This window comes from Pandoraea sp. SD6-2 (genome assembly GCF_000389825.1).
Classification (GTDB): domain Bacteria; phylum Pseudomonadota; class Gammaproteobacteria; order Burkholderiales; family Burkholderiaceae; genus Pandoraea; species Pandoraea communis.
On record NZ_KB944431.1, the window covers coordinates 1 to 12,050 of the forward strand.

Annotated in this window: 10 protein-coding genes and 2 rRNA genes; 2 read left to right on the forward strand and 10 right to left on the reverse strand. The window is 63.7% G+C overall.

Features of this window, described 5'->3' with window-relative positions:
- Positions 1 to 372 (forward strand): 23S ribosomal RNA (locus C266_RS07510); the annotation flags it as partial.
- 146 nt (positions 373 to 518) lie between these two features.
- Positions 519 to 631, forward strand: a 5S ribosomal RNA gene (rrf, locus tag C266_RS07515).
- Between the two features lie 469 nt (positions 632 to 1,100).
- Here rrf and C266_RS07520 read toward each other — a convergent pair.
- The 10 genes from C266_RS07520 to C266_RS07565 form a co-directional block, all read right to left on the reverse strand.
- Entirely contained in the window at positions 1,101 to 1,700 is a 600-nt protein-coding gene (locus C266_RS07520) for a peroxidase-related enzyme (protein ID WP_010808416.1), read from the reverse strand.
- Positions 1,697 to 2,233 (reverse strand): CMD domain-containing protein, encoded by a 537-nt coding sequence (locus C266_RS07525; protein WP_010808417.1) that lies wholly within the window; start codon positions 2,231 to 2,233, stop codon positions 1,697 to 1,699. Before C266_RS07525 ends, C266_RS07520 begins: the two co-directional genes overlap by 4 nt.
- Positions 2,230 to 3,576 (reverse strand): acyl-CoA thioester hydrolase/BAAT C-terminal domain-containing protein, encoded by a 1,347-nt coding sequence (locus C266_RS07530; RefSeq protein WP_010808418.1) that lies wholly within the window; start codon positions 3,574 to 3,576, stop codon positions 2,230 to 2,232. The genes C266_RS07525 and C266_RS07530 overlap by 4 nt, the downstream gene beginning before the upstream one ends.
- A 16-nt stretch (positions 3,577 to 3,592) precedes the next feature.
- Positions 3,593 to 5,161, reverse strand: a complete 1,569-nt coding sequence (locus C266_RS07535; RefSeq protein ID WP_010808419.1) for an ABC transporter substrate-binding protein — start codon at positions 5,159 to 5,161, stop codon at positions 3,593 to 3,595.
- 80 nt (positions 5,162 to 5,241) lie between these two features.
- Positions 5,242 to 6,240, reverse strand: a complete 999-nt coding sequence (locus tag C266_RS07540) for an ABC transporter ATP-binding protein (RefSeq protein ID WP_036662088.1) — start codon at positions 6,238 to 6,240, stop codon at positions 5,242 to 5,244.
- Positions 6,241 to 6,308: 68 nt separating this feature from the next.
- Complete coding sequence (locus tag C266_RS07545) at positions 6,309 to 7,316, reverse strand: ABC transporter ATP-binding protein (RefSeq protein ID WP_010808421.1); 1,008 nt, start codon at positions 7,314 to 7,316, stop codon at positions 6,309 to 6,311.
- A complete protein-coding gene (locus C266_RS07550; RefSeq protein WP_010808422.1) occupies positions 7,313 to 8,254 on the reverse strand; it encodes an ABC transporter permease in 942 nt (313 codons plus the stop codon). The genes C266_RS07545 and C266_RS07550 overlap by 4 nt, the downstream gene beginning before the upstream one ends.
- Positions 8,254 to 9,228, reverse strand: coding sequence for an ABC transporter permease (locus C266_RS07555; protein ID WP_010808423.1), 975 nt, complete (start codon positions 9,226 to 9,228; stop codon positions 8,254 to 8,256). Before C266_RS07555 ends, C266_RS07550 begins: the two co-directional genes overlap by 1 nt.
- Positions 9,225 to 10,718: an NAD(P)/FAD-dependent oxidoreductase gene (locus C266_RS07560; protein ID WP_010808424.1), complete on the reverse strand. Its 1,494-nt coding sequence runs from the start codon at positions 10,716 to 10,718 to the stop codon at positions 9,225 to 9,227. Before C266_RS07560 ends, C266_RS07555 begins: the two co-directional genes overlap by 4 nt.
- Positions 10,715 to 11,695 (reverse strand): LysR family transcriptional regulator, encoded by a 981-nt coding sequence (locus tag C266_RS07565; RefSeq protein WP_010808425.1) that lies wholly within the window; start codon positions 11,693 to 11,695, stop codon positions 10,715 to 10,717. The genes C266_RS07560 and C266_RS07565 overlap by 4 nt, the downstream gene beginning before the upstream one ends.
- Positions 11,696 to 12,050: the final 355 nt, after the last annotated feature.

The following is a 12,050-nucleotide window of genomic DNA, read 5'->3' on the forward strand; positions in this document are numbered from 1 at the left end:
CCGGTCCCAAGGGTATGGCTGTTCGCCATTTAAAGAGGTACGTGAGCTGGGTTTAAAACGTCGTGAGACAGTTTGGTCCCTATCTGCCGTGGGCGTTGGAAGTTTGAAGGGGGCTGCTCCTAGTACGAGAGGACCGGAGTGGACGAACCTCTGGTGTACCGGTTGTCACGCCAGTGGCATCGCCGGGTAGCTATGTTCGGAAGAGATAACCGCTGAAAGCATCTAAGCGGGAAACTCGCCTTAAGATGAGACTTCCCTGGGAACTCGATTCCCCTTAAGGGTCGTTCAAGACCAGGACGTTGATAGGTCAGGTGTGGAAGCGCAGTAATGCGTTAAGCTAACTGATACTAATTGCCCGTGAGGCTTGATCCTATAACCAGTGTGTTTTTCCTGGTGTGAGTTGCGTGTGTGCCCCAATCCGGGCGCTGATACCCTCACAACCCAACGACATGTTTGTACTACGCTTCTTCTGAATTGGTTTTGTTGCACTCATCGTGCAGCAGAACATACAAGTTATGCCTGATGACCATAGCGAGTTGGAACCACCCCTTCCCATCCCGAACAGGACCGTGAAACGACTCCACGCCGATGATAGTGCGGATACCCGTGTGAAAGTAGGTAATCGTCAGGCTCCCCTAAAAACCCCTTGCTACAGCGCGTAGCAAGGGGTTTTTGCTTTGTGCTCACACTTGGCCTGCTGTACCCTTGCGCGCGACGCCGGCGATGCCTACGCCCTAAGACGAAGCCAAGTGATGTCTTCGTCTTCGAAAATGCCATGAACGCCACATAACGTTCCGGTGCCGAAAGCATTTCCGCAATCTTGCGTTCATGCTCGTCTGCCGTCGCCTGAGGCCAAAGACAATGCCTGAGCGTGCACCATGACGGGATGTCTTCAGACGTAATCGCGCGGATGGTGAAATGGTGGACGTCATCACGGGTGGCCTTGTTGATGCCCGTACAGAACGAGCCGAAGGACTCCAGCCTATACCACTCACTCAACAAAAAAGCGCTGCCCGGTTGGGCAGCGCTTTTTCTTTGGCATTGCATGGGGACGAGCAAGACATGTCCAAAACATGTCAGTGTGTCCCATCGACTCGGCTTCAGGCCACAGATGCCGCTTCCGGGAACACCGGCTCACCGAGATTGAGCATCAGACGGTTCGCCCACGCGAAGATCGCGATGGAGTGAATCAAGTCCAGGATCTCGGCGTCAGTCAGTCCTGCATCACGCAGTGCCTGCAACTGCTCCGGGCGCACGTCGCCGGGCTTTTCCGTCAACGCAATCGAGAACTGGGAGATGGCCTTCTCCCGGTCAGTCGTACCCGCAGTGCGCGGCTCGTCGAAGACTTCGCGGATGACGTCGTTGCGCTTCGCCAATTGCTCGAAGCGCTGTGCGTGCACCGATGCGCAATACACGCAGCCATTGATACGTGAGACGACCGTCGTCGACAGCTCACGCTCGGCACGCGGCATACCACCCGGTGCGTACATGATGGCGTTGAACGCTGCAGAACGTTGACGAAGAATCTCGGGCTGATGAACGAGGAAGAGGTAGTAATCCGATGTCTTTGCCTTCGGATGACTCTCCTCCAGCACCGCCACCTGTTCGGGCGTGGCCTTATCGAGTTCCACGACGTCGAGCCACGCATCCCAGTCGAGCGACTCGTTGGTAAACCCATGGGAACGGATGATGTCGCTCATGCTGTCGTCTCCTGCGGCGCGAGTTGTTTAAGGGCCTGCAGACCCGCGACCAGACGCGTCTGATACGACAGGAATGCAATGAGTTGAGCCAGCGCGACGACAGCGGGCGTCGTGAGCCCGGCTGCCGGCAGCTTCTGCAAAGCCGCCTTGTCTCCCGCCACCGGATTCTCGATGAGCGTACGTGTGAACGTCAGGATCGCGCGCAGACGCGTGTCCGTCACATCGTCCAGTTGACCGGATTCGACGGCGCTCAACTGCGTGGCGTCGACTGCGTGCCTGGCCAACTCGGCGCGATAGTGAGCCACGAGCGACGGCGAAGGCGTCAGACGGCTCGCGTACAGCGCGACGAGCAGACGCTCGACGAGCGATATACCCTCGAGTGCTGGATCAAACAGCCCTTCGTAGCTGCCTTGCGTAGCCACTGCGACTTTGTCGCGAGCGTGACGCAACGTATGCATGGCAGTGCCGGGTGTCAGACCGGCGACGCGATCGACGAGATCGTTAGCGATGTCGTATTGAGTATTGGCGGTCATGATTGTCCTTGTGATCGGGCGCGCTCGGCCACAGCCTGCGCGAGGAATGCCTGCACAGCCGTCCATGAACGCTCATCTGCGAGGGCATTCGCGCACGGCTCGCCGCCACCGGTGCTGATCTTTCCGGAGACCGGATGCGCGTAGACGAGCTGCGTCGTGGGCACATACGGGAATACGATGGCGTGTCCCGCATCGCCGAAATCGAGATGCTCGACCGGGTACGGATGCGCGTGCGCGGCGAGCCGCTCCGTCACCATCCGCGAATAACGGCTCGATGGCCACGAGCCATCGTCTTCCGCAGAGAGCAGCATGACCGGGCCGCGGATCTTCTCCACGGGGATGCGCGCGCGCTCGACGGCTTCGGGGTCGTCCAGTGCAGTGAGCATCGCCTTGGCATGTCGATGCGGGGGCGGACCTTCGTCGAACGGTGCCCACGAGGCTGTCCGGTTGTTCTCCCAGATGTGCGGCAACGGCTTACCGTCGAGCAGCCAGGTCGGACCCTCGCGTCCGATTGCCGGATCGCAGGCGTTTTGCGCACTATGAATCAGCGCACTGGGCACATAGCCGATGACGGCCGAGACGGCGTCGGGGAAGGTGGCGCCGAGCAGCAGCACCAACTCGCCGCCGCGCGATTGCCCCGAGAGCGCCACGAAGTCATGCGCTGGCTTCACCGTGCGGCGCAGCCAGTCCATGCCCTTCGCGAAGTACTCCAGCGGCGTATTGGAGATGTAGTCGGGCAGCCCCGGTCCCTTGAAGTACCCGAGCGCAAAAGCGGCATAACCGTGCGACGCATACAGCGCCGCGCGCGGCTCGTTGATGCCGCCGCCCGACCCGTTGAGGATCATCACGGCCGGATGCGGGCCGTCGCCGGGCGGCAGGTACAGCGTGCCGACGAGTCCGTCTTCGCGCACCTCGCGTCGCGTCACACCCTCGACGGCGAGTCGCTGCGTGAAGGACACGGAAGACGACATCGCGACGTTATCTTCGTCTTGTCCCGCCGAATGACCCGCCTGAGCGACCACCGTCGTCACGAGCGGCGCCATGACGGGCTGCGGAAATACGTCGCGACTCTTGCCGTCTTCCGGTACCTGCGACCAGATGAGGCCCATCGCCGATACGCCTTGATAACTGCCGCTGACCGGCGCGTCGCGCGACGCGTCGACAACGCCGTCTGCGTCGGCCACGAAAGTGGCTTCGGCATGCCAGACCACGCCACCCGCGCGCGCGGTGTGGGCGGTGAGTGTTACATGGGCGCCGGGCGCCGCGCCGCGCACCACGAGGTGGCGCGGCACGTCGATCAGCGCGTCGGCAGGGGTTGCCGTGAGAGTGAGCGATGACGTCATAACGCGGCGGGCCGGCTCACTTGGCGGCCTTGGTCACTTGCATCGCAACGGTGCGATCGCTCGTGAACGGCGTGACCTTCAGGCCCTTACGCGCGGCCCAGATGTTCTGGTAGTGATACAGCGGAATCGTGCCGACGTCGTCCGTCTCGACCTTGACCGACTGACGCAGAATCGCTTCACGCTTGCCTTCGTCGAACTCGGCGGTCGATGCGTCGAGTGCCTTGTCGATGGCCGGATTGCTGTAGTGACCCCAGTTCGAGGCACCGAGCCCCTTCTTGGCATCTACCGTCGCCAGCACGTTCACCAGCGCGTAGCTGGCTTCGCCCGTACCGTTACCCCACGCGAGCATCGACATGGCGTATTCGTTCTTGTTCGCGCGACCTGAGTACACGGCCCAAGGCACCACTTCCACTTGCGTCTTCACACCGATGCGCGTCCAGAATTGCGCCACGGCCTGTGCGGTCTCCGGACCTTGCGGATAGCGGTCGTTCGGCACATGCATCGTCAGCTTGAAGCCTTCCGGGAAACCGGCTTCGGCGAGCAGCTTCTTCGCTTGCGCGGCGTCGAACGGAATGTCCTTGACGTCGGGGTTATAGCCGAATGTGTCCTTCGGCATCCATTGGTTGGCCACGCTGGCCGTGCCTTGCATGATGCGCGTGACGATCGCCTCGCGGTTGATGGCGAGCGAGAGCGCACGGCGCACGCGCACGTCGAGCAGCGGATTCTTCGCGAGCGGCTTGCCGGCGTTATCGGTGATGTACTGATTCGACCCTTCACGGAAGGTCGGTTGCAGCAGCATCACGCGCAGCCCAGGGTACGGAAACACCGTCACGTTCGGCGCCTTCTTCAGACGCGGAATGTCCGAGGCCGACACCTTGTCGATCACATCCACATCGCCGGCCAGCAGTGCCGCCGTGCGCGCGGCACCGTTGTTGATGTAGCGGTAATCGACCTTTTCCCACTCGGACTTGCCCGCCCAGTAATTGTCGTTACGCACCATCTCCACGCGGTCGCCCGGCGTGTACGAGACGTATTTGAACGGGCCCGTGCCGACCATGGCGCGTCCGGCGTTGTAGTCGTCGGTGTTCGACTTCTCGCCAACGTGTTTGCTCACGATGTGCACCGAGGCGAGATTGAGCGGCAGATCCGGGTTCGGGATCTTGGTCTTGACGACGAGCGTGAGCGGGTCCGGCGCGCTCATCGTGTCGATGGTGCGCAGGTAGCCCGCAAAGGTGGCCACGCTGCCCGGCACGTTACGTGCGCGCTGATACGAATAGATGACGTCTGCGGCGGTGAACGGCTGGCCGTCATGCCACTTCACGTTCGGGCGCAGCTTGAATTCCCAGGTCTTGGCGTCGAGGGCTTTCCACGACACGGCAAGCCCCGGTTGCAGCTTGTTCCACTTGTTCTCGACGAGCAGATCCCAGAAATGCAGGTCGACCGAGCGGTCACCGGCGTGGTTGTTCAGTTGCGGATCGAGCGACGAAAGCGGGTCGGCAAAGGCGATGCGCAGTGTCTGGGCGGAAGCCGCCGCGCTCGTCACGAGCAGTGCAGCAGCCAGCGAGGACAACAAGAAGCGTTTCATTATCGGCAATCCTGGTCGTTGATGATGAAGAGAAGAGGCGGGCGCAACCGCGAGTATCGACGGCGGCGTCTGCGGATATATCAGATGTCGTTCAGGTGACACGCACTCACATGATTGATGGCCACGCCGCGAAGCGTCGGCACCTCCGTGCGGCAACGCGGCATGGCGTGCGGACATCGCGGATGGAAGTGGCAACCGCCCGGCGGCGCTATCGGGCTCGGGATCTCGCCGCGAATGGCGGAGAACGTCTTGTGACGCACGTCGATGCGCGGAATTTCGGCAAGCAGCGCCTGTGTGTACGGATGATTCGGACGACGGAAGACCTCCTCGACCGGTGCACTCTCGACAATGCGGCCGAGATACATGATGACCACGCGATCGGACAGGTGCTCGACCACGCCGAGGTCATGGCTGATGAACACATACGTCAGATGCAGTTGTTCACGCAGATCCATGAACAGATTGAGAATCTGCGCCTGAATCGAGACGTCGAGTGCCGCGACCGCTTCGTCGCACACCAGCAGATCGGGCGAGACGGCCAATGCCCGGGCGATGCCGATGCGCTGGCGCTGTCCGCCGCTGAACTGGTGCGGGTATCGATGGCGCAGCGCCGGATCGAGCCCCGCGCGCTGCAACTGAGCGCTCACGTAGTCGTCGAAGCCTGCGCGATCGGTCAGACCATGCACGAGTGCCCCCTCGCCGACGATACGGTCGACGCGCAAGCGCGGATTCAGGCTCGAGTACGGATCCTGAAAGATCATCTGGATCTTCAGACGCGCATCGCGTTGCTCTTGCGCGGACAACGACTCGGCCGGACGTCCGTGAATCTGCACCTCTCCGGACGACGGCTTGAGCAAACCTGCAAGCATGCGCCCGAGTGTGGATTTTCCGCAGCCCGATTCGCCCACGAGACCCACGACCTCGCCCGGCTTGACGACGAGATCGACGTGATCGACCGCGCGCACCACGGCGGGCGGATGTGCGAGACCGGCGCGTTCGAGCAGGCGTCCGGCGGGACCGACGCGCCGGTCGCCAAAGCGCTTGCTCACACCGCGCAACGCCACGATGGGCGCGGGCAGCGTGGCGCTCGGAGTATTCGATTTGCCGTGGCCGGCGCTGACAGGCTGGCTTTGCGTCAGCGGCGTGTTCATACCATCTCCTTTTGCAACGCGGCGCCCGGGTGGAAGCAGCGCACGAGGCGGCCCGGCGACGTCTGCGTCATCTCGGGGCGCACGGCACAGGCAGCACTCGCGTACGCGCACCGCGACGCGAACGCGCATCCGGCCGGCATGGCGAGCAGATTCGGCGTCATGCCGGGAATCTGGCGCAGGCGCTGGCCGCGTTTGTTCAGACTGGGCAGGCTGCCGATGAGGCCCGACGTGTAGGGGTGTTGCGGAGCGTCGAGCACGGCGTCGACGGTACCTTGCTCGACGATGCGTCCCGCGTACATCACGGCGAGCGTATCGGCCAGACCGGCCACGACCGACAGATCGTGGGTGATCCAGATGAGCGCCGTGCCGTGCTGACGCGCGAGCTTCTGCACTTCCGAGAGGATCTGCGCCTGAATCGTGACATCGAGCGCGGTGGTCGGCTCGTCGGCAATGATCAGATCGGGGCGGTGCAGCATGGCAATAGCGATCGCCACGCGCTGGCGCATGCCGCCGGAGAGCTGATGCGGATAGGCGCGCAGACGCTCGTCGGGGCTCGGAATGCCCATCATGCCGAGCGTGTCGCGCGCGAGATCACGCGCCTGTGCCTTCGACACGCGCTGGTGCGCGCGCACGGCCTCGATCATTTGCACGTCGACGCGCAACACCGGGTTGAGCGTCATCATCGGGTCCTGAAAGATCATCGCGATGCGATTGCCTTGCAGGTGACGCAACTCGGCGGGCGACATCTTCGTGAGGTCGCGGCCTTGAAACAGCACTTCACCGCCGACGATTCGGCCCGGCGCATCGACCAGCCCCATGATCGAGAAGCCGGTCACCGACTTGCCCGATCCCGACTCACCGACGAGGCCCATGATGTGGCCCGGCGGCAGCGAGAACGACACGTCGTCCACGGCGGGCAGCGTGCCGGCGCGCGTGATGAATTGCGTGCGCAGATGGCGCACTTCCAACGTGAGGGGAGACGTGGGAGACACTGCGCCGCTCATTTCTGCAACCTTGGATTGAACACATCGCGCAGGCGGTCGCCCACGAGATTGATGGCGACGACCGTGACGAGCAGCGCGAGACCCGGATACAGACTGATCCAGTATTCGCCGGAGAGCATCGTCTGATAACCGTTGGCGATGAGCAGGCCGAGCGACGGCTCCGTCACCGGTACGCCCAGGCCAAGGAACGACAGCGTGGCTTCGAGCGTGATGGCGCGGGCGACTTGCAACGAGCCCACGACGATCAGCGGCGGCAGGCAATTCGGCAGGATATGACCGAGTACGATGCGCCAGTTCGGAATGGCTTGGCAGCGTGCGGCTTCCACATACTCGCGCCGCGATTCCACGAGCGCCTGCCCGCGTGCCGTGCGGGCGAAATACGCCCACTCGAGCACGACGAGGGTGAGCACCACGTTGCCGATGCCCTTGCCCACGTAAGCGAGGATCATCAGCGCCACGAGAATCGACGGGAACGACAGCAGCAGATCGACCAGACGCATGATGGCGGCGTCGACGCGCCCACCGGCGTAGGCGGCGATCAGCCCGAGAATCGTGCCGAGAATGCCGGCGATGAGTGCAGAGCCGACACCGACGCCCAGACTGATACGCAGCCCGTAGATGATGCCGGAGAGCAGGTCGCGGCCCTGACCGTCGGTGCCGAGCCAGTACGTGTACGTGGCGGCACCGTTGGCCGTGGCAGGCGGCAGGCGCGCATCCATCACGTCGAGCTGCATCAGGTCATACGGATTCTGCGGCGTGATCCACGGGGCGGTAATGGCGGCGACGATCAGCACGACGAGCAAGACGAGGCCAAGCACGGCGCTCTTCGAGCGGACGAACTCGCGCAGGCCCTGCTGCCAGGGCGATTCGCGACGCATGGGCACCGGCTCGGGCGCGAGCGCGGCGGGGGTGCCGTTGGGAGACAGATTGGGCGACATCAGGCGGCGGCCTCCACGCGCACACGCGGATCGAGCCACTTGTAGAGCACGTCCACGATCAGGTTGAGCGACACGAACAGGCACACCACGACGATGAGATACGCCACGATCACGGGGCGGTCGAGTGAGTTGATGCTGTCGAGAATGAGTTTGCCGGCGCCGGGCCACGAGAATACGCTCTCCGTCACCACGGCGAACGCGATCGTCGAGCCGAACTCCAGGCCAAGCACTGTCACGAGCGGAATCAGCGTATTGCGCAGCACATGGACGAGCACCACGCGCAGTGGTGACAGTCCCTTGGCGCGGGCGAACTTCACGAAGTCTTGCGGCAGTACTTCCGACACGCCGGCACGCGTCAGACGCAGCACCAGCGAGATCTTGAACAGCGCCAGATTGAGCGCGGGCAGGATCAGGTGACGCAGCCCGTCAATGGTCAGAAACGACCACTCAACGCCGAACACGCGTACCGTTTCGCCCCGGCCGCTCGCGGGCAGCACGCCCAGATGCACCGAGAAGAACATGATGAGCATGAGGCCGACCCAGAACGTCGGCAGCGAGAAGCCGACGATGCTGCCGGTCATCAGCAGCTTCGAGATCGGGTTGCGCGGGTAAAGGCCCGCGAAGAGACCCAGCGGAATGCCGATGAACACCGCCAGGATGAGTGCGGCGAAGGCCAGTTCAAGCGTGGCGGGCAGGCGTTGCAGAATCAACTGAATGGCCGGCACGTTGTAGACGAAGCTGTTGCCCAGCTCGCCGTGCAGCGCGCCGCCGAGGAACGACAGGTATTGACGCCACAACGGCTGGTCGAGGCCGAGTTGCGCGATGATGCGCGCACGGTCGACCTGATCGACGTCCTGACCGATCAGGATGTCGACGGGGTTGCCGATCGCGTGCAGACCGACGAACACGATCAGTGTCATCAGCCAGACCACGAAGACCGCTTGTAGCGCGCGGCGCAGAATCCAGGCGGTCATGCGATGCGCTCCTCGCCCTTCGTGGCGGTCTCGCTGTCGAGTGCAGGGGGCGGCGGTGCCGGTGTCCACTCGTCGCCATAGACTTCCGGTTCGGCGTATGCCTCCATGTTCGTGTAGTGATGCGCGACGTCTTCACGGTAGAACGTGCCCGCCAGCCCTTGTGCCAGACGTTTTGCGCCTTCGCTCACCGCCGGGATATCGCCTGAGACCGCGCCGTGCGATAGCGTAGCGGGTGCGCAGAAGCAATGGATGCGCTCCAGTCCGGGGCAATCGCCGGGCGTCTTCTCCAGGAATTCGAAGGTCGGGCCAAGGTCGGGCGAATCGGACAGTTCAACGTCTTCATCCCCTGCGGCGGGTGAGTAACGGTCGCTCCACTTGCGCACGAACTTCGAGAACGCGGCGAATTCCGGACGTCCTTCGATATCGATGCGAAAGCCGGTCGCGAAGACGAGGAAGTCGAGCACGAACGTGCCCTTTGCGGTGCGAACATGCAGTTCGTCACCGACCGGGGTGACGTCGAGGATCGGCGCACCGAGGTTGAAGCGTGCGTTCTCATGACGCGAAACGCGCAGCGTGCTGCCGCGCGGCGGCGGCACCTGTTGCACGTTGACGTAGTGACGGATGCGCCACTTCCATTCGTCGGGCAGGTTGATGTGACCGTGCGTGAGGCCCGGATTGCCGGCGCCCTTGCCCTTGTTGATACGCGGAATATCGGCGCGGCGAATGAGCAGGTCGACGCTGGCCGCACCGGCTTCGAGGGCCGTGGCGGCGCTATCCATGGCGGACGCCCCTGCGCCGATCACGCCTACGCGCTTGCCGCGCAGCGTTGCGTAGTCCATCACGTCGGACGAATGCGCCCAGAAGCGACGTGGCAATTCGCGGGCGAACGCCGGTACGGTCGGCCCGCCCAGGCCATCGCGACCGGTGGCGAGCACCACATGACGTGCATAGATCGTGTGTTCCCCGGCGGGCGATGTAAGCGACAGCGCAACGAGACCGTCGCGGCCTTGGGGCGTCACGGCAGTGATCCGATGGTCGTTACGCACGTCGATGGCGAGCACGTCGCGATACCAGCGCAGGTAATCCATCCATTGCAGGCGGGGAATCTTGTCGAGGGCGTCCCACGCTTCGAGGCCGAACTGGGCTTCGAACCATGCGCGGAAGGTGAGCGCGGGAAGGCCGAGCGCCGGACCGGTGAGTTGCTTGGGCGAGCGCAGGGTTTCCATGCGCGCGGTGGTGGCCCACGGGCCTTCGAAGCCGCGCGGTGATTGATCGAAGATCACGGCGCCCACGCCGAGATGCGTGAGCGACGTGGCGGCGGCAAGACCGGCCATGCCGCCACCGATGATGGCGACGTCGAGCACGGGCTGGCCGTTGTGCGTGCGCTCGGGCACCCAGTGCTTGGCGGGCAGTTCGAGCCAGGCGAGATCCTGACGCAGGCGCGCTTCGAGCGCGGGCAGGCCGGTGGCGGGTGTCGGGGACTGGGTCATGACGACAGAGCTTCCTTGGGAGCGGGCAAGTCGCCATAGAGCGACTGCAAGACTTGAGCGTGTTCGGTGGCGGCACGCTGCACGAAATCGGGCAGCAGGTGGCGCGCGGCGTCGGCAAGTGCGCTGACGAGCGCGAGTGCGGCGGGCGACGGCTCGCGCGCGTCACGGGTGATGACGCCGAAGAAGAAAGGAATGTCGGCGTCGATCGGGCGCACGGCAACGTCGGCGAGCGGCAGGCCGTAGGCGGTGACCGGCTCGAGCACAGCGACGCCGAGTCCGGCGCGAACCGCCGTCATTGCATTGATCGACGCGTTGGTCTCGATGAGCCCGACGGGGGCGACACCCGCTTGCACGAACGCCTGATCGAGACGGCGGCGCAACCGGTACGGGTTCTGCATGGTGATGATGCGGCGCCCCGCACATGCGGCGAGCGGCAGGCGGTCGTGACTGGCCAGCGGGTCGTCGCTGCGCACGGCGGCGACACAGGCGGCCTCGCCGATCCAGTGCACGACAATGCCGCGATGTTCAAGCGGCAGACTGGTGACGCCGATATCTGCCGCCCCCGTGAGTACGGCATGCACGACCTGCTCGGGCGATGTGCTGCGCATTTGAATCTGGACACTGTCACGAGCGAGTCCCGGCAGAGCGAGGGCGGCGGGCACGAGGCCGGCGGCAAGTGCCGACGTGGCGGCAATATGCAATGGACGGGTCTGGCCGCGCGCGATTTCGTCGGCACGGGCGCGGATCTGCTGCAAGCCGGCGAGCACATGCTCGACGTCCTCGAAGAGCAGAAAGCCTTGCTCGGTCGGCGTGACACGTGGACCGCTGCGAGCAAACAAGGCGTAGCCGATTTCGGCCTCCAGCTCCTGAATCATCCGCGTAATGGCAGGCTGCGAGCGCCCGAGCAGACGCCCGGCAGCAGTGATGCTGCCGGTCGACATGACCGCTGCGAAGGCTTCGAGTTGGCGTAATTCCATCTGGCTCTGTGTGGGGACGGGGTGCCGGCGCGTACCCCACGCGCCGGCACCCCGTCATCGACGACGCCGAAGTCGCCAATGTCGCAATGCCTTTTGTATTCGGATTGCGTATTCTTTGACCTTTAGCATGCGTCTTGCAAATACTTAATATTTATATGCTCATTCCGTGGTGTGGAAAGGAGGGTTTTGCCTAGGTGGACGCCGGGGAGAAATAAATTGAGGGCACCGCGAGTGCATCGCGTTGCATGAAAGAGGGGCGAAGCCGAAGCCTTCGAGCGGGACAGCGCTGGCTGTTGCTGGCGGGGGCGTGGCGCGGGGTACTGCATCGAGGAGGGGCGATGCAGGTGGGGGGGGG

Bases quoted from the DNA above. Each gene is read 5' to 3' on its own strand.
- C266_RS07520 (WP_010808416.1), bottom strand. From the start codon at position 1,700: ATGAGCGACATCATCCGTTCCCATGGGTTTACCAACGAGTCGCTCGAC.
- C266_RS07525 (WP_010808417.1), bottom strand. From the start codon at position 2,233: ATGACCGCCAATACTCAATACGACATCGCTAACGATCTCGTCGATCGC.
- C266_RS07530 (WP_010808418.1), bottom strand. From the start codon at position 3,576: ATGACGTCATCGCTCACTCTCACGGCAACCCCTGCCGACGCGCTGATC.
- C266_RS07535 (WP_010808419.1), bottom strand. From the start codon at position 5,161: ATGAAACGCTTCTTGTTGTCCTCGCTGGCTGCTGCACTGCTCGTGACG.
- C266_RS07545 (WP_010808421.1), bottom strand. From the start codon at position 7,316: ATGAGCGGCGCAGTGTCTCCCACGTCTCCCCTCACGTTGGAAGTGCGC.
- C266_RS07550 (WP_010808422.1), bottom strand. From the start codon at position 8,254: ATGTCGCCCAATCTGTCTCCCAACGGCACCCCCGCCGCGCTCGCGCCC.
- C266_RS07555 (WP_010808423.1), bottom strand. From the start codon at position 9,228: ATGACCGCCTGGATTCTGCGCCGCGCGCTACAAGCGGTCTTCGTGGTC.
- C266_RS07560 (WP_010808424.1), bottom strand. From the start codon at position 10,718: ATGACCCAGTCCCCGACACCCGCCACCGGCCTGCCCGCGCTCGAAGCG.
- C266_RS07565 (WP_010808425.1), bottom strand. From the start codon at position 11,695: ATGGAATTACGCCAACTCGAAGCCTTCGCAGCGGTCATGTCGACCGGC.